Source organism: Dyella sp. 333MFSha, assembly GCF_900102405.1.
Classification (GTDB): Bacteria; Pseudomonadota; Gammaproteobacteria; order Xanthomonadales; family Rhodanobacteraceae; genus Luteibacter; species Luteibacter mycovicinus.
Genome location: NZ_FNBR01000006.1, coordinates 64,351 through 87,451 on the forward strand (window position 1 = coordinate 64,351; position 23,101 = coordinate 87,451).

Here is a 23,101-nt window from a genome sequence, read left to right on the forward strand (position 1 = left end):
GGGTTGCGCTAGGTTGGTGGGTCAGCCGGGCCGCCTCGCCCCCAGGGACACCAGCAAGTCCTGCGCCGTGCGAATTCGCTCGGCCGAACCCGGCAGCTCAAGAATGACGCGCAGCTTGTCCTGACCGTCCATCTTGAACACCCGCGGCTGTTGCTGGATCAGCTTGATCAGCGCCATAGGGTCGATATCGGGTTTATCGCGGAAGGTGATACGTCCGCCATTGGCGCCGAAGTCCACCTTGCGGATACCCAGCGGCGTCGCCATCAGTTTCAGCTGGGCGACCGCGAACAGACACTTGATCTGATCCGGCAGAAGGCCGAATCGATCGATCATTTCCACCTGCAACTCGCGTAACCCATGTTCGTCGCGCGCGCTGGCGATGCGTTTGTATAGGGTTAGTCGCGCATGGACATCCGGCAGGTAGTCCTCCGGAATCAGCGCGGGAAGATGCAGTTCGACCTCCGTCTCGTGCTCCGAGGTGAGATCGAAGTCCGGCACTTTGCCCGACTTCAGTGCACGTACGGCGCGGTCGAGCAGTTCCGTGTACAGACCGAAGCCGATTTCCTGGATCTGGCCCGATTGTTCTTCGCCGAGCATCTCGCCCGCACCGCGAATTTCGAGATCGTGCGTGGCGAGCGTGAAGCCGGCGCCGAGTTCTTCCAGCGAGGCCAGCGCTTCGAGGCGCTTCTCCGCATCGGCGGTCATCGCCTTGCGGTCGGGCACGATCAGGTACGCGTAAGCGCGGTGATGCGAACGACCGACGCGTCCGCGCAGCTGGTGCAGCTGCGCGAGACCGAAGCGATCGGCGCGGTTGACCACGATGGTGTTGGCGGTCGGGATATCGATGCCGGATTCGATGATGGTCGTCGACACCAGCACGTTGAATCGCTGGCGGTGGAAGTCCGCCATGACCTGTTCGAGGTCGCGCTCCGGCATCTGCCCATGGGCGACGCGAATGCGCGCTTCAGGTACCAGTTCGCCCAGCTCGCGTGCGATGCGCTCGATGGATTCGACTTCGTTGTGCAGGAAGTAGACCTGTCCGCCACGGGCCAGCTCGCGCTGGATCGCTTCGCGGATCAGGGCGGGCTGGTACGTGGAGATCAGTGTGCGCACGGCGGTCCGGTGGGCCGGCGGCGTCGCGATGATCGACAGGTCGCGCAGTCCGCTCATCGCCATGTTGAGCGTGCGCGGGATCGGTGTGGCGGTCAGGGTCAGCAGGTCGACCTCCGCACGCAGTTTTTTCAGCTGCTCTTTCTGGCGGACGCCGAAACGCTGCTCCTCGTCGACGATGACGAGGCCTAGATCCTTGAACCGGATCTCGGGGCCAAGCAGCTTGTGGGTGCCGACGATGACATCGATCTGCCCTTCGGCGAGACGCTCCAGCGCGCCGTCCACTTCCTTCTTCGACTTGAAACGCGAGATGACGTCCACCCGGACCGGCCAGTCGGCGAAGCGATCGGCGAAGTTGCGGTAATGTTGCTGGGCGAGCAGGGTGGTCGGCACCAGGACGGCCACCTGTTTGCCGGCCGTCGCGGCGGCGAAAGCGGCGCGGAGTGCCACCTCGGTCTTGCCGAAGCCGACATCGCCGCAGACGACGCGATCCATCGCACGCGGTGCGGCGAGGTCGACGATGACGGAATCGATGGCGGCCTGCTGATCGGGTGTTTCCTCGAAGGGGAAGGTCGCCGCGAATTCCTCGATCATCTGCCGGTCGACGGACAGTGACTGGCCCTGACGGGCTTCGCGCTGCGCGTAGATGCCAAGCAGCTCGGCCGCCACGTCGCGCACCTTTTCGGCGGCCTTCTTGCGCGCACGTTCCCAGGCATCCCCGCCCAGGGAGTGCAGCGGCGCCAGTTCGGGCGCGGTGCCGGTATAGCGGCTGACCAGGCCCAGCTGGGCCACGGGCACGTAGAGCTTGTCGCCCTTGGCGTACTCGATGGTCAGGAACTCGCCCGGCATATCGCCGACATCGAGCGAAAGCAGGCCCTGATAGCGGCCCACACCGTGGTCGATATGGACGATGGGCGAGCCGATGGACAGCTCGGTCAGGTCCTTGATGATGCTTTCGGGATCGCGGGCGGCCCCGGCACGGCGCTTGCGGTCGGTGCGCACACGCTCGCCGAACAGTTCGCGCTCGGTGAGCACGGTGAACGCGGGCCTGGTGATCGCGAAGCCTTGCTCGAGCGAAGCGACAGTGATCGCCAGCTTCTCGTCGCGGGCAAGGAAGTCTTTCCAGCCGTCGAGGATGGCCGGCTTCAGCCCCGCGCCCGCGAGCTGTTCGATCAGGGCTTCGCGGCGGCCGGCGGAGTCCGCGGCGATCAGCACGCTGCCCTTGTAGCTGGCGAGGAAGTGCCGCAGCGCGGTGCCCGGCTCTTCGCCCTTGCGGTTGAGCGGCACCTCGGGCGCGGGCTGCGTGCCCAGGTCCACGGCGTGCTCGTGATCGCTGGACACGACATCCACGCGCACCTGCTTGTTCAGGCGCTCGCGCAGTTGCTCAGGCGGCAGGTAGATCTCGGCCGGCGGCAGCACCGGACGCTCGATATCGTGCGCGCGCTGGTCATAGCGCTCGGCGGTATGGGTCCAGAACTGCTCCGCCGACGCCAGCGCACCTTCGCCCAGGACGAACATCGCATCGCCCGCGATGTAGTCGAACAGGGTTTCAGTGGCGGGGAAGAAAAGGGGCAGGTAGTACTCGATGCCGCCCGGCGTGACGCCTTCCTTCATGTCCTGATAGAGCGGGCAGCGACGGATGTCGATCGGAAAACGTTCGCGCAGGTTGGCACGAAAGTTTTTGGCGGCGTCTTCGGTCAACGGGAATTCGCGGGCCGGGAGCAGGTCCACGCTGTCGACCTGATGCGTGGAGCGCTGGGTTTCGGTGTCGAAGCTGCGGATTGACTCGACCTCGTCGTCGAACAGTTCGACGCGATACGGCTCGCTCGCGCCCATGGCATAGATGTCGATGAGCGCGCCGCGCACGGCGAAGTCGCCCGGCTCGGCGACCTGCGGCACGTTACGGTAGCCGGCGGCTTCGAGGCGACGCTGCTCGGCGCCCAAATCCAGCTTCTGACCCTTGCGCAGCACCAGGCCGGAGCCGGTGATGTGCGTGCGTGGGGCGATGCGCTGCATCAGGGTCGCCACTGGCACGACCAGCACGCCGCGCCGGGTGCTGGGTAGCCGGTAGAGGGTCGCGATGCGCTGGGAGACGACTTCCGGGTGCGGGCTGAAGACGTCGTAAGGCAGCGTTTCCCAGTCCGGGAAGTGCAGCACGGGCAGTTCGCCCGCGAACACCGCCAGCTCGCTTTCGAGGTTATCGGCGCTGCGGGTGTCGCGGGTGACCACGACCAGCAGGCCTTCGTGCGCGCGCGCCGCCTCGGCGACTTCGAGTGCCCAGGCCGAGCCATGGGGTGTGGCCCAGTAGCGGCGTGTCTTGGCGGTGGCGGGCAGCGGCGGGCGGGTCAGAGCTAGAGGCATGAAGTCGGCTTGGTCGCTTGCGGACAAGCCGACGATTGTACTACCCCAGGGTGAAGCGGCTGGCTAGGCCAGCCTCAGTCCGCGATATCCGGCTCGAAGAAGCTCCACCGCACGTCCTTGAACTCCGCCTTGAAGTCCGCCTCCACGATGTTGATCGCTTCGACCATGGCGCGCGCGGTCGGCGCCGCGGCCATCTTCGCCTTGATCGCCACCATTACCTCGTTGCCCATCTGCAGGGTCAGCAGGTTGTAGACCGTGTCGATTTCAGGGCGGCCCTGGAGGAATGCCATCATCTGCACACGGCGCCTCGGCTCCACGCCCTGGCCGATCAGCAGCGCCTTGACCTCGCGGGCGACCGCGACGGCGACCACGATAAGCAGCACGCCAATGGCGATCGTGCCGATAGCGTCGAATATCAGGTTGCCGGTCAGCATGGTCAGCAACACGGCGATCAGTGCCAGGCAGAGGCCGAGCAGAGCGGCCAGGTCTTCACCGAAGATCACCAGCAGCTCGCTCGCCCGCGTCTCGCGAAACCACTGCCACAGAGGCTGGTCGCCGCGCGCCTTGTTCACTTCCTGCATGCAGCCATGCATGGAAACGCCTTCGGTGATGATGGAAAACACCAGCACGCCGACTGCCAGCCATGCCCATTTGAGCGGCTCGGGATGGGTGAGCTTATGGACGCCCTCGTAAACCGAGAACATGCCGCCCACGCTGAAAAGCAGGATGGCGACGAGAAAAGACCAGAAATACAGCGCGCGCCCCCAGCCCAGCGGGTACTCGGACGACGGCGGCCTCTTGGCCTGCTTCATGCCGAGCAGCAACAGGCCCTGGTTGCCGCAATCGGCGAGCGAATGCACCGCTTCCGCGAGCATCGCACCGGATCCGGTAAAAAGGGCCGCGACGAGCTTGGCGACGAAAATGGCGAAGTTGGCGCCAAGCGCGAGAAAAATCGCGCGCTTCGAATCGGAATGTCCCGACATGTGATCCCTGTCCCGGTAAGTGATCGAAAGATCTTACCGTATGACGCCGACACCCACGCCGAAACTGATGTTCGGGTGGCCACCCGACATTTCCTTGGCCGTCCACACGTTCGACTGGTTAACCGAAACCAATGGGAAGGTGTAAGACGCCTGCCCGACATTGGACGCGCGCGTGCCATTCAGGCGGCCCGCGACGGTAACGAGGCCGCCAGCGGGATAGTCGAGGCTTTCGACGTAGCCAGGCATGGCGGCGATAAACCGGCCGTTGCCGGTGTCGTTCGCCTGCGGCCGCTGCGAACCATCGAGCGGATAGGCGAGGATCTCGATCTCGCTGTGGTCGGCAAAGTTGCTGACCCTGACGATGCGGCCACCCCAGATCACGTCCGAGTTGCCGTAGCGTTCCGGCTCGCGCGCCACCTGGGAGGGTGGCACGGCGGCGTTGTTCGCGGTGGCTTTGTAGATCGGCGCCGGCGCGCAGGCGGAAAGCGCGAGCGTGAGCAGGGCGGCAGGAACGGCTAAACGGACGATGGTCGGGCGCATGGGTCGGCTCCTGGCATGTATCGCCAATTTAGCGCCGACGGACTGAACGCGGCGCGTGCGGACTGTGGGCAGGCTCTTCATCCTTGCCTTCTTCCACCAGCCAGCTTAGCCGGTATTCGGACTCGCCCGGCTTCCCCAGCAGCTTCGGCAGCAGCTTGAGCGAATCGCGGATCGTTTCATCGAGTTTCCACGGCGCGTTCACGATGGCGATACCCGTGCCGTTGAGACACAGCGGGGAGTCGTCGGGACGCAGCAGCAGTTCGGCGACCAGGACGCGTTTGGCGCCGCACTTGGTCAGCCAGCGATGGAACGGCTGCACGTGGCTGCGCAGCTTGATCGGGTACCAGACCGCGTAGACGCCGGTCGGCCACTTTTCCAGCGCGGCCTTTAGCGTCTTCTCGATGATGCGGAACTCGGCTTCCTGAGCCTCGAACGGCGGATCGATCAGGACCAGGCCGCGTTTTTCTTTCGGCGGAACGAAGGCTTTCATCGCCTCGTAGCCATCACGCTCATGCACATGGATGCGCTTGTCGTGGTGGAACAGCTGGCGGAGTGCGCCTGACTCGTCATTGCGTACGTCGACCATCTGCGCCGAGTCGGTCTCACGCATCAGATGGGCGGCGATCCAAGGCGAGCCGGGATAGAAGCGCAGCGAGTCACTGCCTGCGTTCAACGCGCGGACGATCTCGAGGTACTTCCACAGCAGGGGCGGCAGGCCGGACGCGGTCTTGAGGACGCCGAAGCCTTCGTCGGCCTCGGCGGTCTTGCGCGCCTCGTTGCCTTGCAGGTCGTATCGACCGCTGCCGGCGTGAGTGTCGATGTAGCAGAAGGGCGACGCCTTCTGCTTCAGCGAGTCGATCAGGGCCACGAGCACCATGTGCTTGAGGACATCGGCAAAGTTGCCGGCATGGTAGGCGTGGCGATAATTCATCGGGAGATTATAGCGGCCAAAAGCCGCCAATCCCCACGCCGCCAATCCCCATGTAGGAGCGCGCCCCGCGCGCGATTCCTCATGCGCGCGATTCCCCTCAATACGCGAAGGTCACCCGCTTCTTCACCGCATCGCCCTTCTCGATCCGGTCCAGCACGCCGATGGCAAAGTCAGCGATCGAAATCCGGCTGTGCCCGTCACCATCCACAAGCAACTGATCGCCACCTACCCGGAAGCTCCCCTTGCGTTCACCCGGTGCGATCTCCGCCGCGGGGCTGATGTAGGTCCAGTCCACGCGGGCATCGCTGCCGCGGAACGCCTTCAGCGCCTCGATCTGCGAGTTCGCCGAGGCCTTCCAGGTTTCCGGGAAGTTCGGGTCGTCGATCACACGCACGCCCGGTGCGGTCTCCAGGCTGCCCGCACCACCTACCCAGGCGAAGCGCTTCACGCCGGCCGCCGCGAGCGCGTCGAGCAGGGCGGTCGCCTGCTTCGGCACATTGGCCGGCGTGGCGTGGTCGTTCAGGCTGGCGATGGCGGCATCGGCCCCGGCAAGGGCGGGGGCGAGCGAGGTGGCGTCGGCCACGTCGCCTTTGACGACCTCAAGCTTCGGGTTCTTCGTGGCCAGTTTCGCAGGATCGCGAACGACGGCGGTGACCTCATGCCCGCGGGCCAGAGCCTCGTCGAGGATCACGTTGCCGATATTGCCGGTGGCGCCGAACAGAACGATCTTCATGGGAATGGCCTTGGTGTCGGAAGTCAGGCAGCTAGGATGCGCCGGCGATCGTTTCCGAAAAACGCCTCATCGCGCAATTCATCGTAAAGTATCGCTTTACGACAGGGACCGACTCATGGCCGCCGCCGACGTCAATCTGAACCGCCTGGCCGTCTTCGTCGCCCTCGTCAGGGCGGGGTCCTTCACCGCCGCGGCCGGGCAGCTGGGGACGACGAAGGCCATGGTCAGCCAGCACCTGGCGAAGCTGGAAGAGGAACTCGGCGTCGCGTTGATGGTGCGCAGCACGCGGCGGATGGCGCTGACCGACGCCGGTGAGCGCTTTCACGAAGACTGCGCCCGCATTCTCGCCGACGCCGACGATGCGATCACCCGGCTGGGCGAGTGCCGTGACACGCCGATGGGCGTGCTTCGCGTCACGGCTGCCAGCGACCATGGCACCACCGTCGTCGCCCCGGCGCTCGCCGAGTTCGCCGAGCGCTATCCGCAGGTGAGGGTGGAACTGGTCGTCACTGACACCGTGTCCGATCTGATCGCCGAGCGGTTCGATCTGGCCATCCGTATCGGCTGGCTGCGCGATTCGAGCCTGCGTGCCGCCCGGCTGGCCGCCTTCCGCGAATGCCTGGTCGCCTCGCCGGCCTATCTGGAAAAATACGGCACGCCCTCGGTCCCCGGCGACCTCGCAGCGCATCGCTGGGTCGCCGTCACGGTGCTGGCTTCGCCGACGCGATGGACCTTCACCGATGGCCACGGCGATGAGCACTCGGTACAGACCCGTGTCATCGCCAGTGCCAACAGCGCGACCGTCGCCTGTCGTTTCGTCCTCGAAGGCCTGGGGATCTCGGTACTGCCCGACTACGTCGTCGATGCCGATGTCGCCGCCGGGAGACTCGTCGCCTTGCTTCCCGGGTTCACGTTGCCCGAGGGCGGGATACACGCGGTGTATCCCGGGCGACAGCCCCCGGTGAAGGTTCGTGCCTTCATCGATCTGCTGAAGGAGCGTCTGGCATAGCTCAGGTCACCTGGCTGCCAAGACGCAGATTGATGCCCAGCGACGCGGCGATCTGACGCATGTGTTCGTCATCGCGCGAGGACGTGATCCATCCGGCATACACATCGTCTTCCTCAGCCTCGCGCGCCCAAAGGGTATAGCCGTACTGATTGAGCTGGTCGAAGGCGCGGCTGAAGATTTCCGGACCGTCGATGTCCTCGTGAAACTCGTCTTCGCTCGGGTCGCCGTCCCAGTCGATGGTGACATCGCTCCAGCGCGACACCAGTTCCATGATGGCATCGACGAGGGTGCGGGTGTCGTCGGCATCCACCTCGAAACTGGACTGCCAGTCGGTGACCTGCGCCACGATGCGGATGGGGTCGTCGTCGCCTTGGTCCTCGATCTCCGCGCGATACACGGTGAACTGGCGCAGCGCATTCTCCTCGTCGCCGGGATTGATGAGCAGCAACAGCTGCCAGACCTGGGACTCGACGGTGTCCTCGCCTTCTTCATCGTCGTACTCGCGTTCTTCGGGGTAATCGTCGTCGTAGCTCATGGAGAATGGCCTGTGGGATCGGGGGAAATCATCGCACGATGCGCGTCATAGCGCCGCAGGTCTTGAAATGGACGTCCAATCGCACAGGTTGACAAACTTGCGACGCGGTGCAACAAATGACATCCGGGCCACTGCCAACCATGCCGTTTCGGCGGCTTACTTCAGGTGTAACACGCTCCCAGTGAACGCATACGACTTCCACGCGCACACCCTCCCGATGACGTCGCCGGCCATGCCGCGATGTTCGGTGGCGGCATGCGCGTGTCGTTCGTGTCGACTGGTCTGAGCGACCCACACCGCGCGTAGTGCGCGCTCCGCTAAACCCGCGGAGCATATCTCGCCATTTTCTCCGTCACGTCGACGGGTGACGCCCCGGAGCGTTGCCGCGACCTGCCGTCACTCATTTCCGTCGCCCCCGGGGCGTCGGCGCACTTTCCGTTTCCAGGGGAATTCCGTACCCATGTTGTCTTTCGCTCATCGCCGCAAGCCGTTGTTCCTTGCACTCGCCGTCGCGCTCAGCGCCTCGACCGTCCATGCGCAACAGGCCGCGCCGGCCGACACGACCGAGGCCGCCAAACCCAGTAACCTCGACACCGTCATCGTCACCGGTACGCGCAGCACCGAGCGCACCGTATCGAGCTCGCTGCAACCGATTGACGTGATCACCCCGCAGCAGCTGCAGCAGAGTGGGGCCACCCAGCTCACGGCGGCGCTGGCGCGTCTGGTGCCCTCCCTCAACTTCCCGCAGCCGACCACCATCAGCGGGGCGGAAGTGGCACGGCCGGTGACACTGCGCGGCCTCAGCCCGGATCAGGTACTGGTGCTGATCGACGGCAAACGGCAGCATTCGGGCGCCTTCCTCAACCTCGGTGGTGCCATCGGCCGCGGTTCGAACCCCGTCGACCTGAACGCCATTCCCGTGTCGGCGATCGAGCGTATCGAGGTGCTGCGAGACGGACAGTCGGCACGTTACGGCTCCGACGCCATCGGCGGTGTGATCAACGTGATCCTGAAGAAGTCGGGCACGGGCGGCCAGGTGACGGCCAAATTCGGCGGCTATGACGCGGGCGATGGCCTGCAGCGACAGCTCTCGGCGGATACCGGTTTCAAGCTGGGCGACAAGGGCTCGATCCATGTGGCGATCGATACCCAGAACAACGATGGCAGCAATCGCGCAGGGCGCGACCAGACCGCGGCGTCGGTCGGTACCTCGTACGGCAAGAAGGTGTACTGGCTCGGCGATCCGGCCGTGCAGTCGAACAAGGTGTCCGTGGTCGGGCAGTATGAGTTCAGCAAGGCGGCCGAGGTCTATTTCGAAGCGCTTTACCGGCGTGACCGCGACGAAACCGCCAGCCTCTATCGTCACCGCGGCGATTCGACCAACGTCGCCTCGATCTATCCCAGCGGTTACCTGCCGGTGAGCATTCCGATCGTCAACGACACCACGCTGACCGCAGGCCTCCGCGGTGAGCTGGGCGACGGCTGGCATTACGATGCCTCGGTCAGCCATGGCTCGAACGAGTACGACCAGCGCAGTCATTCGATCAACGCCGACTACTACAGGGCGTTCGGTGAGACGCCGTTCTTCATCCAGGGGGCCGATTACAAGGCCAATCAGCAGGTCGCCAACCTCGATATCAGCAAGGAAATCACGACATCGTGGCTGCCCAATCCCGTCAGCGTGTCGTTTGGCGCGGAGTATCTGCGTCAGGCGTACAAGGTGACGCCGGGCGATGCCGTGTCGCAGTACGGTGCGAACGGAGGTATCACGGGCGACCTGCAGGGCAACTGGCAGCGGCATGACACGTCCGAGTACATCGATCTCGAGACCAATCTGACCGACCGTTTCGCCGTGTCGCTGGCGGGACGCCACGAGAACTACAGCGATTTCGGCGGCACGACGTCCGGATCGTTGTCCGGTCGTTTCGACTTCACGCCGCGCGTCGCCGTCCGTGGCAGCGTCGGCACCGGATTCCGTGCGCCGACGCTGGTGCAGCAGCACTATGCGGATATCTCCTCGCAGTTGCAGGACCTGGGGCAGGGACAGGTGCTGGTGCAATCCGGTACGTTCCCGGTGGATGCGGAAGCGGCCAGTCTGCTGGGTGCCGAGAAGCTGAAGCCCGAGAAGTCGCGCAGTGCCACGCTCGGCCTCGTGCTCGAGCCGCTCAACGGCTGGAACGTCAGCGTCGATGCGTACTACATCAAGATCAACAATCGCATCAATCTGTCGTCGAACATTCCGGTCAGCACACCCGCCGTCAACGCCTACCTCGCCGCCAACGGCGTGGACGCGAACTATCAGTCGATTCGTTACTTCACCAATGCGGTGGACACGCGCACGCGCGGCCTCGATGTCGTGAGTCAGTACGGCTTCGATTTCGCCAACGGCGATCGCCTCAACACCACCGTGGGCTGGGCGTACAACGAAAACGAGGTGACCCGGGTCAAGCCGAATCCGGCCATCCTCGATGAGCTCGGCGTGGCGGTGCAGCGCGTGGAGCGTCGCGAGCGTCTCGGCCTGCTGGGCGATACCAATCCGCGCACCAAGCTCGACGTCGGCTTCGATTACCTGCACGGCCGCTGGGCGGGCCACGCCAACGTGCAGCGTTACGGCAGTTACACCGTCTACAGCAACAGTGGCAATGCGCTCGATCAGAACTTCGATCATCGCTGGACGCTCGATCTCTCGGCCGATTACAACATCGACCACTGGACCCTGAGCGCCGGTGCGGACAACGCGTTCAATGCCCGCCCGGAGCAGGTGAAGTATGCCAATTCCACCAGCGGCAACTTCAAGTACAGCCTGTTCTCACCGCTGAGCTGGAACGGGCGTTACTACTACGCCAGCGCCACGTACCGGTGGGACTGATGCGCATGCGTACGCTATTTATCGCTCTCTCCTTCACCGTCGCGGCTGGCGCCCATGCCGCTCCCGCCGAACCGATCGCCGGCTTCGGCGGCGCCTCGACGCAGGCGGAGCGCGACGTGGAGCAGCGTGTCGACGCGTCCATCGGCAGCGCCGATCTCGACGGCTGGTTACGGCGGTTGACGTCGGCGCCCAACCAGGTCGGGTCGCCGCATAACGACGACAACGCGCGCTTCATCGCGGACAGCCTGCGTCAGTGGGGCTGGGACGTGAAGGTTGAATCGACCCGTGTGCTTGTCGCCTATCCCACCGTGCAGAAGCTTTCGTTGCTGGGCGGCGAGCACTATGCGGCGGACTTCACCGAGCCCGCGGTCGCCGGCGATCCGGACACGGCCAAGCGGGATGGCGTGCTGCCGGGCATGGAGTCGTACAGCCCGGACGGCGCAGTCGATGCGCCGCTGATCTACGTCAATGAGGGCCTGGCTAAGGACTACGCCGAGCTCGAACGCGCGGGCGAGTCCGTGAAAGGCAAGGTGGTCCTGGTCAAGTCGAGTGGTGCCGGGCGCTGGGTGAAACCACGTCTTGCGCAGGAGCACGGCGCGGTCGGTGTGGTGATCTACTCCGATCCGGAAGCCGACGGCTTCGTGAAAGGCGACGTCTACCCGGACGGCGCGTGGCGCACGCCGCGCACCGTGCAGCGCGGCACGCTCGGCATCGACAGCGTGCTGGATGCGGCAAGTGCGAAGACGATCCAGGCCGCGAAGCACACGGCGGACCTGACGATTCCTGTGGTTACCATCGGCTATGGCGACGCCGAACACTTCCTGCGGGCGCTCGGCGGGCAGGCCGTGCCGGACCGCTGGCAGGGCGGTCTGCCGCTGACCTATCACGTGGGGGGCAATGCACGTGTTCATCTGGAAGTCCGTTCGCCGTGGGAGTGGCGCACGCTGCACAACGTGATTGCCACGTTGCGCGGCAGCGAGCATCCCGACGAGTGGGTGATTCGCGGCGTGCATCACGACGCCTGGGTCTATGGCGCGTGGGATCCTCTCGCGGGCACGACGGCCCTGCTGGCCGAGGCCAGGGCGATCGGCGAGCTGGCCAGGGCAGGCGTGCGACCGAAGCGCACCCTGGTGTTCGCCAGCTGGGATGGCGAAGAGCTGGGCATCCTGGGCTCCAAGGCCTGGACCGCGCAGCACGCCGCCGAGCTGTCGAAAAAGGCCGTGTTCTACCTCAATAACGACACCACCGGGCGGGGCTTCCTCGCCGCGCAGGGTGACCCGTCGCTTTCCACTCTGATCGACGGCGTGGCCGCCGATCTGCAGGATCCGGAAACCGGCGCCACCGTCCAGGCACGTCGCCTGGCCAAGCGTGCTGTGGATGCGGCGGAGAAGGGAAAGGATGTTTCCGGTCCGATCATCCCGTCGCGTGTGGGTACGGGCTCCGATTACCTGTCGTTTGCGCATCGTCTCGCCGTGCCGTCGCTGCACGTTCGCTATGGCTATGACCGCGACGGGGACGACGAGAGTGTGCCGGTGTACCACTCGCTCTATGACACGTACACGCATTACCAGCGCTTCGGCGATCCCGGCCTTGCGTATGTCGGCTTGCTGGCGAAAACCAACGCGCGACTCGTCCTGCGTGTCGCCAATGCGGACGTGCTGCCGTGGCGATACACCGGCTTTGCCACGGCGCTCGGCAAGGACATCGATCGCTTGCAGGCGAGCTCGGAAACGGCGCACAAGGAAGCGCAGCGCCATAACGCCCTGGTGGACGACGGTTCGTACCACCTGGCCGATGTGGCCTATCGGAAGCTGCAGCCGCCCGCGCGAGTGGACGATGCGTGGCAGGCGGTGAATCTCGATGCCCTGCGGGATGCCCAGCGCGACCTATTGGTGGCCGCTACCGCGTTCGACGCGGCCGCGACCGCCGCCGGAGCATCGGGGGCGCCTGCGCTCTCATCGGCGCAGACGGCGAAGGTCAACCGTTCGCTGCGAGATGTGGCGCCCGCGTTCCTCCAGACATCGGGCTTGCCCCAGCGCACTTGGTATCGGCACCTGCTGCAGGCCCCGGGTCGCAAGGAGGGCGAAGACGTCGCGCCGCTTCCGGGTATCGGTGACGCCATCGACGCGAAAGCCTGGGATCAGGCGAGTGCGGAAGTGACCCTCACCGCCAACGCGACCCGAAGGGCCGCCGAGGCCCTGCGTCAGGCGACGGTGGCGCTGACGCAGCCGTAAGAGGTTATAGTCCGCCGCATTCGCCGGGTGGACAGCTTCTTTCATGACCGAAACGCCGCAAAAATCAGCGCCTCATCGCAGGAAAGTGTGGGGTCCGATCCGCTACGCCCACGCCCGCCCACGCCTGCTGGTGGGCGCCGCCGTGGCGGTGGTTGCCGCGGCGGCGCTGGAATTCAGCGGCATGCCACGGTCGTTGCCGCTGCTGCTGGGATTCGATCTGGGTGCCGTCGTGTACTTCGTCCTGCTTTTGCGGATATTCGTCGGTGCCAGTCCGGCCACCATGCGGCGGCAGGCGAAGCAACAGGACACCGGCCGGTGGACCACGCTGCTCAGTGGTGTGGTCCTCTCCGCCGTCGTGCTCGGCGCGGTCACGACGGAGCTGAACTCCAGCGACAAGGGCGGGGCACTGGCCATCGCGGTGGCCGCGACCACCATCATCCTGGCGTGGACCTTCATGAATACCCTGTTCTCCCTGCATTACGCCCACGGGTATTACGGGGAGTTCGGCAAGCCACACCAGGGGCTCGATTTCCCCGGTGATGAAGAACCCGATTACTGGGATTTCGCCTATTTCGCCTTCACCATCGGCATGACCTTCCAGGTCTCCGATGTCCAGATCACCACCCGGTACCTGCGCCGGATCGGGCTGATGCACAGCGCGATCGCGTTCTTCTTCAATGTCTTCATCATCGCCATCAGCGTGAACATCGCCGCCGGCAAGGCCTGATCGGCAATAAGTTCACCCCCTACTGCCCATTTTTCTTATTGACGCGACGCCGCAAACGCGGTGTCCTTCGATTAGCCGTCCATACGGCAGGGGCCCTGACGGGCTTGAGAAGAGAAGGGGGGGGAAGCCAAATGACAATCCAGACGTTCGCACGGGCGGCGGGGGTCGCCCTGGTCCTCGTTATCGCCAGTAACGCGGCGGTCGCTCGCTCCGAGGACGACACACCACCCGAGTCCATCTGCTCGGTGCTCGGCACCGCCGCCCGCTACCTCAACACGACGGTGACCGTCCGTGGCGTGGCCAGCAGCGAGGGCAAGACGACGACGCTGTCCGATGCGCAGTGCAAGGGCGCGGTGGACCTCGCCATGGACGACAAGTCCGCGGGTAAGCGGGATGTGTCCTCGTTCCGACGCACGGTGAGCAATAAAGGCACCCGTGCCGATGCCACGGTGTTCGGACGCTTCAAGGCGACTGGCGACGCGCAGCATCCGTATGCCATCGACGTGTACAGCGTGCGTGACGTGAGCGAACTGCCGGCGGTTGCCGAGGGGAGCTGAGGGCAGCTCCCGCGGGGGCAGTGCATGGTCGTCGATGGGGCCTGTTCCTGTCGGCGACGCCGTTTACCCGAGTACCCGAGCCAGATAAGGCGCCGTACGGCTCGTCGTCTCGCTGGCGACCAGCCGCGGCGGCCCGCAGGCGACAATCTTGCCGCCCTCGTCACCCGCGCCGGGACCGACGTCGATCACCCAGTCGGCTCCGGCGACCACGCGCATCTCGTGTTCGACGACGACCACCGTATTGCCGGCCGCCACCAGCCCCTGCAACTGCGCCACCAGCTTGTCCACATCGGACGGATGCAGCCCGGTGGTCGGCTCGTCCAGCACGTAAAGATTGCTCCCGCGCTGCGACCGCTGCAGTTCCGTAGCCAGCTTGATCCGCTGCGCCTCGCCGCCGGATAGTTCCGTGGCGGGTTGTCCGAGGCGCAGGTAGCCAAGCCCGATGTCGTAGAGAAGCGACAGCGGCTTCATCACCGCCGGCTCGTCGACGAAAAACTCGCAGGCTTCCTCGACCGTCAGTCGCAGCACGTCGGCGATGTTCTTGCCGTTCCACTGCACTTTCAGCGTGGCCTCGTTGTAGCGCGCACCGTGGCACGCGGGGCAGGGTGCATAGACGCTGGGCATGAATAGCAGCTCGACGCTGACGAATCCCTCGCCCTCGCAGGTTTCGCAGCGCCCCTTCGCCACGTTGAACGAAAAGCGCCCGGCGTCGTAACGTTTCGCCCTGGCCGCCTTTGTCGCGGCAAACAACTTGCGCACGTGGTCGAAGAGTCCGGTATACGTCGCGAGGTTGGAGCGCGGCGTGCGCCCGATCGGCTTCTGGTCGACCTGGACCAGTCGCGTGATGGCGTCGGCGCCCTTGTGGATACGACCGCCGGTCTTCGTGATGACGCTGGGTGCCGTGTCATCGCCTTCGTCCTCCGGGGCGGGCAGCTCATGGCCCAAATGCTCACTGACCAGCTCCACCAGCGCCTGGCTGACCAGACTGGACTTGCCCGAGCCGGAAATGCCGGTGACCGCGGTAAACAGACCGATGGGGAAGGCGGCATCCAGATTATGGAGGTTGTTGCGCGTGATGCCGCGGAGCTCGAGCCAGCGCGATGCCGGGCGAGGTGACCGCTCAAGAGGCCGCTCGTGACCGAACAGATAACGCGCGGTACGCGACAGCGCCACGTCGGCGAGACCATCGGGAGGACCGCTGTAGAGAATCTCGCCGCCGCGCTCGCCTGCATCCGGGCCGACGTCGACCAGCCAGTCAGCGCGACGCATGACGTCCATGTCGTGCTCGACGACGAAGATCGTGTTGCCCGATCGCTTCAGTTGCTCCAGTGCGGTAAGCAAGGCTTCCCCATCCGCCGGGTGAAGGCCGGCCGACGGTTCGTCGAGCACGTAGACGACGCCGAACAGGTTCGATCGGATCTGCGTGGCCAGGCGCAGCCGCTGCAACTCGCCCGGTGACAGTGTGGGACTCGATCGGTCCATCGACAGGTAGCCAAGGCCGAGTGCCTGGAGCGTACCCACGCGGGCAACGAGATCCTGTGCGATGCGCTGAGCAGCGATACGTTTTTCCTCGGACAGATTGGGGGTGCGCCGCACGTCCGATGACCCGTCGTGCGCGGCGCCGCCGGCGGCTACGCGCTTCGCATTCGCGCGCTTGCCCGCGGCGCGGCTGCGTGTCGTCGACTCGGCCAAATCGTCGAACCGCCCCTCGGCTGCCGGTTTCAACGTATCGACCAGGGCATCGAATGACAACGCGGACAGGCTGCCGATGTCCAGCCCTGCGAAAGTCACGGACAACGACTCGCGCTTCAGGCGCTTGCCATCGCAGACAGGACAGACGCTGCCGATCATGTAGCGCGACACGCGTTTCTTCATGAGCGGACTTTGCGTCGTGCTGAAGGTGTGCAGCACGTAACGCCGCGCACCCATGTACGTGCCCATGTAGCTGGGTTCGGTCTTTCGCTTCAGTGCCGCACGGGTTTCCGCTGGCGTGAAGCCGGCATAGACCGGGACCGTCGGGGTTTCCTCGGTGAACAGAATCCAGTCGCGCTGCTTCTTCGGCAGGTCCTTCCAGGGCACGTCCACGTCGTAGCCGAGGGTGACCAGAATGTCGCGCAGGTTCTGGCCGTGCCATGCCGGTGGCCATGACGCGATGGCGCGTTCGCGCAGGGTCAGCGTGGGATCCGGCACCATCGACGCCTCCGTCACCTCGTACACGCGGCCCAGGCCGTGGCAGTGCGGGCAGGCACCTTGCGGCGTGTTGGGCGAGAAATCCTCTGCGTACAACATCGCCTGGCCGGCGGGGTACGAGCCCGCACGCGAGTAAAGCATGCGCACGAGACTCGACAGCGTAGTGACGCTGCCCACCGATGAGCGTGCTCCGGGCGTGCCGCGCTGCTGCTGCAATGCCACCGCGGGCGGCAGCCCCTCGATTTCGTCGACGTCCGGCACGCCGACCTGGTCGATCAGGCGTCGCGCATAAGGCGCCACCGACTCGAAGTAGCGTCGCTGCGCTTCCGCGTACAGCGTCCCGAAAGCGAGTGACGACTTGCCCGATCCCGACACCCCGGAGAACACGACGAGCGAGTCGCGAGGGATCACGACGTCGATGTTCTTGAGGTTGTGCTCGCGTGCGCCACGTACACGCACGAAGCCATGGAGGTCGGTCGAAGAGGGCGGGGATCTACGCTTGGTCATCTAGGGATTATCGCAGCCCTGGCTTGCGGTTCCCGTGAAATCACGTGTGCAGAGGCACGCCCTTGGTGGCTTTCTCGATCGCCTTGCGAGGTCCGCGTAACGCGATGCCGACGAGGTTGGGTGCATCGGCGTCTTCCGCGAGGAAGGCTTCGCGGTTGGCCGCGTCGTGTCCAGTGGAGAACATCGCCTCGACATAGATCGCGCGGGTCACGTCGCGTTCGATGGCGACGCGATGCGCATGGGCGAGCTGCGTCGCATCGGCACCGAACACGAGCATCGGCTGCCCGAGCAGGCGCGCGTAGTGACGTCCGGCCGCATCGATGTATGGCTCGCCCATGGCATCTGCCGCCGCTCCGGCGATGCCGGTGGCCAGGAAGGCGGTGACGTTGAGCTTCTGCCATGTCAGCAAGTCGCTGCGGACGAGGATGGCGACGCGGGTGTCGAAGGTGGTCATGTCGAAGGTTCTTCGCAGTCTGTTAGGCTGATTCAGTAAAACGCCGAATGTTATTCGGCGAAAGGGCGACAGGCTGCCATGATGAAAAAAACGAAAGCCATTCCGGGCGAGACCCCCGACGCGGTCCGGCTCGACGCGATCGACCGAAAATTATTAGGCGCGCTCTCCGCCGATGCCACGCTGAGCTACGCGGAGCTGGCCGAACGGCTGCATCTCTCCGCACCCGCGCTGCATGAGCGGGTGAAGCGGCTGCGCAGGGATGGGGTCATCAAGGCCACAGTAGCTGTGCTCGATGGAGTGAAGGTCGGGCGTCCGTTGCTGACCTTCGTCCACGTGGATACGACCAGCTGGGCGGTGACACGCCAGCTGCTGGCGCTGCAGGCCTTTCCCGAGGTGGAGGAAATCCACACCGTGACGGGAGAGAGCGCGATGTTGCTGAAGGTGCGGACGGCCGATACGCGGGGGCTCGAGCACCTGCTGGAGCGGATTCACGCGATGGAGGGATTCAAGGGGACGCGGAGCTATATCGCTCTGTCGACGTATCTGGAGCGGGGACCGAGTGCGGAGGAGGCTTCCGGGGCGACATAAAAAAACCCCGCGGTGCGGGGTTTCTGACGCCGATTTACGGGAGGCTCAGCGATCGCGTCGCGCGCGAACCTTGATCCGCTGCATCCGGCGCTGCTGCATCATGTTGAACCAGAAGGCCGTCTCCGTCACGACGCCAGCGGCGACGAGCAGCAACGTCCCTGTGACCGAACCGGCAAGAAAGAACACGACGGCCAGGGCGAACAAGGCGGCGAGGACGAGATGACGTTGGCTCATGGGTGACTCCTGCTTGCTGCGCGGCCCCGGGACCCGGGCGCGGCCTGATTCGATCCTCGGCTACCTACGAGATGGTGTCAATCGCGGAAACGTCAAGGGATTGTGGGCGATTCAGCCACGATAACGTAGCGCATCCACCAGCAGGGTCAGTGCGGGGGAAGTCTGCCGCCGGTTCGGGTAGTAAAGGTGGTAGCCCGGAAACGGGTCGCACCAGTTCTCCAGGACGCGCACCAGTCGTCCGGCCTCGATATGCGGCAGGACGACGTCCTCGGGCACCCAGGCCAGACCAAGGCCCGCCAGGGTCGCCCGGAGAATGTGGTTCATCCCGTTGAGTACCAGCTGGCCCTCGACGCGGACCTTCACCTCCCGCCCGTTCTTCTCGAAGTCCCAGGCGTACAGCCCGCCGTAAGTCGGCAGGCGCAGATTGATGCAGTTGTGACCCGTCAGATCCTGCGGCGTTTTCGGTCGCTTACGCTGCGCGAAATAGCCCGGTGTCGCCACGACCGCCATACGCATCGGCGGCCCGACGCATACGGCGATCATGTCCTTCGCCAGGTGCTCGCCAAGACGGATGCCGATGTCGTAGCGCTCGGCCACGATGTCGATCAGGCCGTAATTCACGCTCAGCTCGACGTGAATATCCGGGTACCGGGGGAGGAACGTCTCGAGCGTCGGCATAACGATCGACTGCGCGGCGTGCTCGGCGGTGGTGATTCGCAGATTGCCGGCGGGCCGCTCACGCAGCTCCCCCAGCGCCTCGATCTCGGCTTCGATTTCGTCGAAACGCGGACCGACCGAACCGATCAGCCGCTCACCGGCTTCGGTGGGTGACACGCTACGTGTGGTGCGCGTCAGCAGGCGCACACCCAGCCGAGCTTCGAGGGCACGGATGGTGTGGCTGAGAGCGGACTGCGAGGTGCCGAGTTTCGCCGCGGCCCGCGTGAAACTGCGTTCACGGGCCACGGCGAGAAACGCCATCATGTCGTAGATGTCTTTACGCACGCTTTGCGGTGTTCCCGGTGAGTTCCTGTCGGATCGTAGCACCGGGGGGACCGTCGTCCAGTTCGCGGGTCAACGGCCGATCATGGCCTGCAGATGCGGCGGGTAGCGACCGCCCTCGACCTTGACCGCGGCGGCGGCTTCCTCGATGCCAGCCAGGTCGTCCGCGCTGAGCAACAGTGCATCCGCGCCGAGGTTTTCCTTCAGGCGATGCAGCTTGGTGGTGCCGGGAATGGGCACGATCCACGGCTTACGGGCGAGCAGCCAGGCCAGGGCGATCTGCGCCGGCGTGGCGTTTTTGCCGTCGGCGATGGTCTTGATGACCTCGACGAGGGCTTCGTTGGCGGCCATCGCTTCCGGTGCGAAGCGCGGCAGCGCCTTGCGGAAGTCGTTGTCTCCGATCTTCGTGTCCTTATTCATGGCACCGGTGAGGAAGCCCTTGCCCAGCGGGCTATACGCCACCAGACCAATGCCGAGTTCTTCACAGGCATCGAGAATGCCGTTGGTCTCCACATCACGGGTCCACAGCGAGTACTCGTTCTGCAGCGCCGTGACAGGCTGCACGGTATAAGCGCGACGCAGCGTCTGCGCGCTGGGCTCGGACATGCCGAAGTGCTTCACCTTGCCTTCCTGGATGAGATCCTTCACCGCACCGGCGACGTCTTCGATCGGCACGTTCGGGTCTACGCGGTGCTGATAGAGCAGATCGATCTGCTCGATGCCCAGACGCTTGAGCGAACCCTCGGCGGCCTTGCGGATGTTTTCCGGTCGGCTGTCCAGACCCGTCTGCTTGTTCGTTTCCGGATCGAACGCAAAGCCGAACTTCGTCGCGATGACGACTTGGTCGCGCATCGGCGCGAGGGCTTTACCGACGATTTCCTCGTTGGTGAACGGGCCATAGACCTCGGCCGTGTCGAAGAAATCGACGCCCAGGTCCACCGCCTCGCGGATGAGCTTGACTGACTCGTCGCTGCTCAGCGCGTGGCTATAGCTGAAATTGAGGCCCATGCAGCCAAAGCCGAGGGCTGAGACTTCCAGGCCGCTTTTACCGAGAACGCGCTTTTTCATGGTGATCTCCAGAAGGTAGCCATGACGCCATGCTACCGACCGGGGGTTCAGCGATTAAGTGGGATAAACCGCTTGAGCCTATGCGGGCAGTTCATCAATGATCTTCCATCAGCTGGCGTGAAACACCGCCTCGATGTTGTGGCCATCCGGATCCAGGACGAAGGCGCCGTAATAGCCTTCGTGGTAATGCGAGCGAGGACCGGGTGGCCCGTTGTCCCTCGCGCCCGCATCCAGCGCTGTCTGGTGGAAGAGGCGTACGAGCTGTTGCGAACTCACCCGAAAGGCGACGTGTACCGGTGGGTCATTCGGTTCGCCCTTGTAGATCCAGAAATCCGGCTTGCCGTTCTCGCCGAACCCCGCCACATCGGTGCGCCCCGTTTTCGACGCGGGGAAGTGCACGATCAGTTCGTAGCCGATGGACGCCAGTACGGTGGTGTAGAACTGCTTGCTGCGCTCGAAGTCGCTGACGGTGGCGCCGGTGTGGTCGATCATGGGGATCTCCTGAGCGTGGAACGGCTGATCCGCGCAGCTTAGTCGGAATCCGTGGCGGCATCCAAGGCGCCTTTACTGCATCGCAGCGTGTCGCTCGCCGCGTCGCCGCCTACACTCCCGCTGGCCACAGGTGTCCTGCCGCCGCCATTCCGGTGCGCAGGGTGAAACGGGAAGCCGGTCCGATGCCGGCGCTGCCCCCGCAACGGTAGGCGAGAAAACCCGACTCAGAACCACTGCGGCAACGCGGGAAGGTGTCGGGGTGATGCGGATCGCATCGCTCGCAAGCCCGGAGACCGGCCCGTGGTGGGCACCGCTTGCGGTGTCTTCCTCGGGTGTTGCGGTGGGCAACCGGACGAGCTGGCTCGATGCGGCGTCCGCGGCCTCGAACCGACTTGTCTCGCTCACGCACGCCCGGTTTCGCGGGTGAGCGATATGGAGACAAGCATCATGAACGAGATGAATCGTGCCGCGACCGATGTCGCGACCGTCAAACTGCTGATCGACGGTGAGTTCGTCGAGTCCGCGACCACACAATGGCGCGACGTGATCAACCCGGCGACGCAGGTCGTCCTGGCACGTGTGCCCTTCGCCACATCCCGGGAGGTGGATGCGGCCGTCGCCGCCGCCCGGCGCGCGTTCGCCACCTGGCGCAAGACGCCCATCGGGACGCGGGCCCGCATCTTCCTCAGGTACCAGCAACTGATCCGCGAACACATGGCGGAACTGGCGGCGATCCTCACGGCGGAGCAGGGCAAGACACTGCCGGACGCCGAAGGCGACGTGTTCCGTGGCCTCGAGGTGGTGGAGCACGCGGCCGCCATCGGCAATCTGCAAGTCGGCGAGCTGGCCAACAACGTGGCCGGTGGCGTGGACACGTACACACTGCTGCAGCCGCTGGGTGTCTGCGCCGGTATCACGCCGTTCAACTTTCCCGCGATGATCCCGCTGTGGATGTTTCCGATGGCCATCGCCACGGGAAACACCTTCGTGCTGAAGCCGTCGGAGCAGGACCCGATGGTCACCATGCGGCTGGTCGAGCTGGCGCAGGAGGCGGGCATTCCCAGAGGCGTGCTCAACGTTGTGCACGGGGGCGAGGAGGTGGTCAACGCCATCTGCGATCACGTCGACATCAAGGCGGTGTCTTTCGTCGGATCGACGAAGGTCGGTACGCACGTTTATCACCGTGCATCACAAGCCGGTAAGCGCGTGCAGTGCATGATGGGGGCGAAAAATCACGCTGTCGTTCTGCCCGACGCCAACAAGGAGCAGACGCTCAATGCCATGGTCGGTGCCGCCTTCGGTGCGGCCGGGCAGCGTTGCATGGCGGCATCGACGGCGGTGCTGGTCGGTAACGCGCGGGAGTGGATTCCCGACATCGTCGCCAGAGCGCAGGCGCTGAGGGTCAACGCAGGCAGCGAAGCGGGCACCGATGTCGGTCCACTGATCTCATCCGCAGCGCGTGAGCGCGTGGAGAGCCTGATCGACGCCGGTGTGGCGCAGGGGGCGACGCTGGAGCTCGACGGTCGCGGCTTTCGCGTGCCGGGTTACGACGAGGGCAACTTCGTGGGGCCGACGATTTTCTCGGGCGTGAAGCCTGGCATGCGTATCTACGACGAAGAGATCTTCGGGCCCGTGCTGGTCGTCCTCACGGTCGACACGCTGGACGAAGCGATCGACCTGGTCAACGCCAATCCCAACGGAAACGGTACGGCCGTGTTTACGCAGAGCGGTGCGGCTGCCCGTCGCTTTCAGGAAGACATCGATGTGGGGCAGGTCGGTATCAACGTACCGATCCCGGTGCCGGTGCCGCTGTTCTCGTTCACGGGATCGCGTGCGTCCAAACTCGGCGACCTGGGCCCTTACGGCAAGCAGGCGGTCATGTTCTACACGCAGACCAAGACGATCACGTCGCGCTGGTTCGACGATGACACGCGTGGCCACGGCGTCAATACGACGATCAGCCTCAAGTGATGGCGGCCG

19 protein-coding genes and 1 riboswitch are annotated in these 23,101 nt (G+C 64.9%); of the genes, 7 read left to right on the forward strand and 12 right to left on the reverse strand.

Going from position 1 to position 23,101, the window contains the following annotated elements:
- Positions 1-21: 21 nt before the first annotated feature.
- The 5 genes from mfd to BLT40_RS17930 all read right to left on the reverse strand — a co-directional run bounded on the left by mfd (position 22) and on the right by BLT40_RS17930 (position 6,658).
- Entirely contained in the window at positions 22-3,471 is a 3,450-nt protein-coding gene (gene mfd, locus BLT40_RS17910) for a transcription-repair coupling factor (protein ID WP_090355414.1), read from the reverse strand.
- Positions 3,472-3,545: 74 nt separating this feature from the next.
- Entirely contained in the window at positions 3,546-4,454 is a 909-nt protein-coding gene (locus BLT40_RS17915) for a cation diffusion facilitator family transporter (RefSeq protein ID WP_090355417.1), read from the reverse strand.
- Between the two features lie 33 nt (positions 4,455-4,487).
- Entirely contained in the window at positions 4,488-4,994 is a 507-nt protein-coding gene (locus BLT40_RS17920; RefSeq protein WP_090355420.1) for a Slp family lipoprotein, read from the reverse strand.
- Positions 4,995-5,022: 28 nt separating this feature from the next.
- Positions 5,023-5,925 (reverse strand): 23S rRNA (adenine(2030)-N(6))-methyltransferase RlmJ, encoded by a 903-nt coding sequence (rlmJ, locus tag BLT40_RS17925; protein WP_090355426.1) that lies wholly within the window; start codon positions 5,923-5,925, stop codon positions 5,023-5,025.
- Positions 5,926-6,022: 97 nt separating this feature from the next.
- On the reverse strand, positions 6,023-6,658 hold the full coding sequence (locus tag BLT40_RS17930) for an NAD(P)-dependent oxidoreductase (RefSeq protein WP_090355429.1): 636 nt from the start codon (positions 6,656-6,658) through the stop codon (positions 6,023-6,025).
- A 115-nt stretch (positions 6,659-6,773) separates the two neighbouring features.
- On the opposite strand from BLT40_RS17930, the gene BLT40_RS17935 reads away from it, so the two are divergent.
- Positions 6,774-7,667, forward strand: a complete 894-nt coding sequence (locus BLT40_RS17935) for a LysR family transcriptional regulator (RefSeq protein WP_090355433.1) — start codon at positions 6,774-6,776, stop codon at positions 7,665-7,667.
- Between the two features lies 1 nt (position 7,668).
- Here the strand turns inward: BLT40_RS17935 and BLT40_RS17940 are convergent, their stop codons facing one another.
- On the reverse strand, positions 7,669-8,202 hold the full coding sequence (locus BLT40_RS17940; protein WP_090355441.1) for a DUF6630 family protein: 534 nt from the start codon (positions 8,200-8,202) through the stop codon (positions 7,669-7,671).
- A gap of 460 nt (positions 8,203-8,662) precedes the next feature.
- Here BLT40_RS17940 and BLT40_RS17945 point away from each other — a divergent pair, with 460 nt between their 5' ends.
- The 4 genes from BLT40_RS17945 to BLT40_RS17960 all read left to right on the forward strand — a co-directional run bounded on the left by BLT40_RS17945 (position 8,663) and on the right by BLT40_RS17960 (position 14,589).
- Positions 8,663-11,071: a TonB-dependent receptor plug domain-containing protein gene (locus BLT40_RS17945; RefSeq protein WP_090355444.1), complete on the forward strand. Its 2,409-nt coding sequence runs from the start codon at positions 8,663-8,665 to the stop codon at positions 11,069-11,071.
- Positions 11,072-11,076: 5 nt separating this feature from the next.
- On the forward strand, positions 11,077-13,305 hold the full coding sequence (locus BLT40_RS17950; protein WP_176809212.1) for a transferrin receptor-like dimerization domain-containing protein: 2,229 nt from the start codon (positions 11,077-11,079) through the stop codon (positions 13,303-13,305).
- An 85-nt stretch (positions 13,306-13,390) separates the two neighbouring features.
- A complete protein-coding gene (locus tag BLT40_RS17955) occupies positions 13,391-14,032 on the forward strand; it encodes a DUF1345 domain-containing protein (protein ID WP_239708999.1) in 642 nt (213 codons plus the stop codon).
- Positions 14,033-14,163: 131 nt separating this feature from the next.
- Positions 14,164-14,589: a hypothetical protein gene (locus BLT40_RS17960; RefSeq protein ID WP_036114334.1), complete on the forward strand. Its 426-nt coding sequence runs from the start codon at positions 14,164-14,166 to the stop codon at positions 14,587-14,589.
- A 63-nt stretch (positions 14,590-14,652) separates the two neighbouring features.
- On the opposite strand, the gene BLT40_RS17965 is transcribed toward BLT40_RS17960, so the two are convergent.
- Complete coding sequence (locus tag BLT40_RS17965) at positions 14,653-17,286, reverse strand: excinuclease ABC subunit UvrA (RefSeq protein ID WP_090355451.1); 2,634 nt, start codon at positions 17,284-17,286, stop codon at positions 14,653-14,655.
- 40 nt (positions 17,287-17,326) lie between these two features.
- A complete protein-coding gene (locus BLT40_RS17970) occupies positions 17,327-17,740 on the reverse strand; it encodes a DUF2000 family protein (RefSeq protein WP_036114331.1) in 414 nt (137 codons plus the stop codon).
- 81 nt (positions 17,741-17,821) lie between these two features.
- Here BLT40_RS17970 and BLT40_RS17975 point away from each other — a divergent pair, with 81 nt between their 5' ends.
- Positions 17,822-18,328, forward strand: coding sequence for an Lrp/AsnC family transcriptional regulator (locus tag BLT40_RS17975; RefSeq protein WP_090355763.1), 507 nt, complete (start codon positions 17,822-17,824; stop codon positions 18,326-18,328).
- Between the two features lie 45 nt (positions 18,329-18,373).
- On the opposite strand, the gene BLT40_RS17980 is transcribed toward BLT40_RS17975, so the two are convergent.
- The 4 genes from BLT40_RS17980 to BLT40_RS17995 all read right to left on the reverse strand — a co-directional run bounded on the left by BLT40_RS17980 (position 18,374) and on the right by BLT40_RS17995 (position 21,121).
- Entirely contained in the window at positions 18,374-18,562 is a 189-nt protein-coding gene (locus BLT40_RS17980; RefSeq protein ID WP_036114325.1) for a hypothetical protein, read from the reverse strand.
- 111 nt (positions 18,563-18,673) lie between these two features.
- Positions 18,674-19,543: a LysR family transcriptional regulator gene (locus BLT40_RS17985; protein WP_090355767.1), complete on the reverse strand. Its 870-nt coding sequence runs from the start codon at positions 19,541-19,543 to the stop codon at positions 18,674-18,676.
- A 90-nt stretch (positions 19,544-19,633) separates the two neighbouring features.
- Positions 19,634-20,629: an aldo/keto reductase gene (locus tag BLT40_RS17990; RefSeq protein ID WP_090355454.1), complete on the reverse strand. Its 996-nt coding sequence runs from the start codon at positions 20,627-20,629 to the stop codon at positions 19,634-19,636.
- 108 nt (positions 20,630-20,737) lie between these two features.
- The gene (locus BLT40_RS17995) at positions 20,738-21,121 is read right to left on the reverse strand and encodes a VOC family protein (protein ID WP_090355457.1); all 384 of its coding nucleotides are present in this window, start codon (positions 21,119-21,121) and stop codon (positions 20,738-20,740) included.
- A 111-nt stretch (positions 21,122-21,232) separates the two neighbouring features.
- A riboswitch (cobalamin riboswitch) is annotated at positions 21,233-21,438 on the forward strand.
- Positions 21,439-21,577: 139 nt separating this feature from the next.
- Between BLT40_RS17995 and BLT40_RS18000 the strand changes: the two genes are divergently transcribed.
- Complete coding sequence (locus tag BLT40_RS18000) at positions 21,578-23,092, forward strand: CoA-acylating methylmalonate-semialdehyde dehydrogenase (RefSeq protein ID WP_090355770.1); 1,515 nt, start codon at positions 21,578-21,580, stop codon at positions 23,090-23,092.
- Positions 23,093-23,101: the final 9 nt, after the last annotated feature.

Coding starts and splice junctions, on each gene's coding strand:
- mfd (WP_090355414.1), bottom strand. CDS start 3,471: ATGCCTCTAGCTCTGACCCGCCCGCCGCTGCCCGCCACCGCCAAGACA.
- BLT40_RS17915 (WP_090355417.1), bottom strand. CDS start 4,454: ATGTCGGGACATTCCGATTCGAAGCGCGCGATTTTTCTCGCGCTTGGC.
- BLT40_RS17920 (WP_090355420.1), bottom strand. CDS start 4,994: ATGCGCCCGACCATCGTCCGTTTAGCCGTTCCTGCCGCCCTGCTCACG.
- rlmJ (WP_090355426.1), bottom strand. CDS start 5,925: ATGAATTATCGCCACGCCTACCATGCCGGCAACTTTGCCGATGTCCTC.
- BLT40_RS17930 (WP_090355429.1), bottom strand. CDS start 6,658: ATGAAGATCGTTCTGTTCGGCGCCACCGGCAATATCGGCAACGTGATC.
- BLT40_RS17935 (WP_090355433.1), top strand. CDS start 6,774: ATGGCCGCCGCCGACGTCAATCTGAACCGCCTGGCCGTCTTCGTCGCC.
- BLT40_RS17940 (WP_090355441.1), bottom strand. CDS start 8,202: ATGAGCTACGACGACGATTACCCCGAAGAACGCGAGTACGACGATGAA.
- BLT40_RS17945 (WP_090355444.1), top strand. CDS start 8,663: ATGTTGTCTTTCGCTCATCGCCGCAAGCCGTTGTTCCTTGCACTCGCC.
- BLT40_RS17950 (WP_176809212.1), top strand. CDS start 11,077: ATGCGTACGCTATTTATCGCTCTCTCCTTCACCGTCGCGGCTGGCGCC.
- BLT40_RS17960 (WP_036114334.1), top strand. CDS start 14,164: ATGACAATCCAGACGTTCGCACGGGCGGCGGGGGTCGCCCTGGTCCTC.
- BLT40_RS17965 (WP_090355451.1), bottom strand. CDS start 17,286: ATGACCAAGCGTAGATCCCCGCCCTCTTCGACCGACCTCCATGGCTTC.
- BLT40_RS17970 (WP_036114331.1), bottom strand. CDS start 17,740: ATGACCACCTTCGACACCCGCGTCGCCATCCTCGTCCGCAGCGACTTG.
- BLT40_RS17975 (WP_090355763.1), top strand. CDS start 17,822: ATGAAAAAAACGAAAGCCATTCCGGGCGAGACCCCCGACGCGGTCCGG.
- BLT40_RS17980 (WP_036114325.1), bottom strand. CDS start 18,562: ATGAGCCAACGTCATCTCGTCCTCGCCGCCTTGTTCGCCCTGGCCGTC.
- BLT40_RS17985 (WP_090355767.1), bottom strand. CDS start 19,543: ATGATGGCGTTTCTCGCCGTGGCCCGTGAACGCAGTTTCACGCGGGCC.
- BLT40_RS17990 (WP_090355454.1), bottom strand. CDS start 20,629: ATGAAAAAGCGCGTTCTCGGTAAAAGCGGCCTGGAAGTCTCAGCCCTC.
- BLT40_RS17995 (WP_090355457.1), bottom strand. CDS start 21,121: ATGATCGACCACACCGGCGCCACCGTCAGCGACTTCGAGCGCAGCAAG.
- BLT40_RS18000 (WP_090355770.1), top strand. CDS start 21,578: ATGAATCGTGCCGCGACCGATGTCGCGACCGTCAAACTGCTGATCGAC.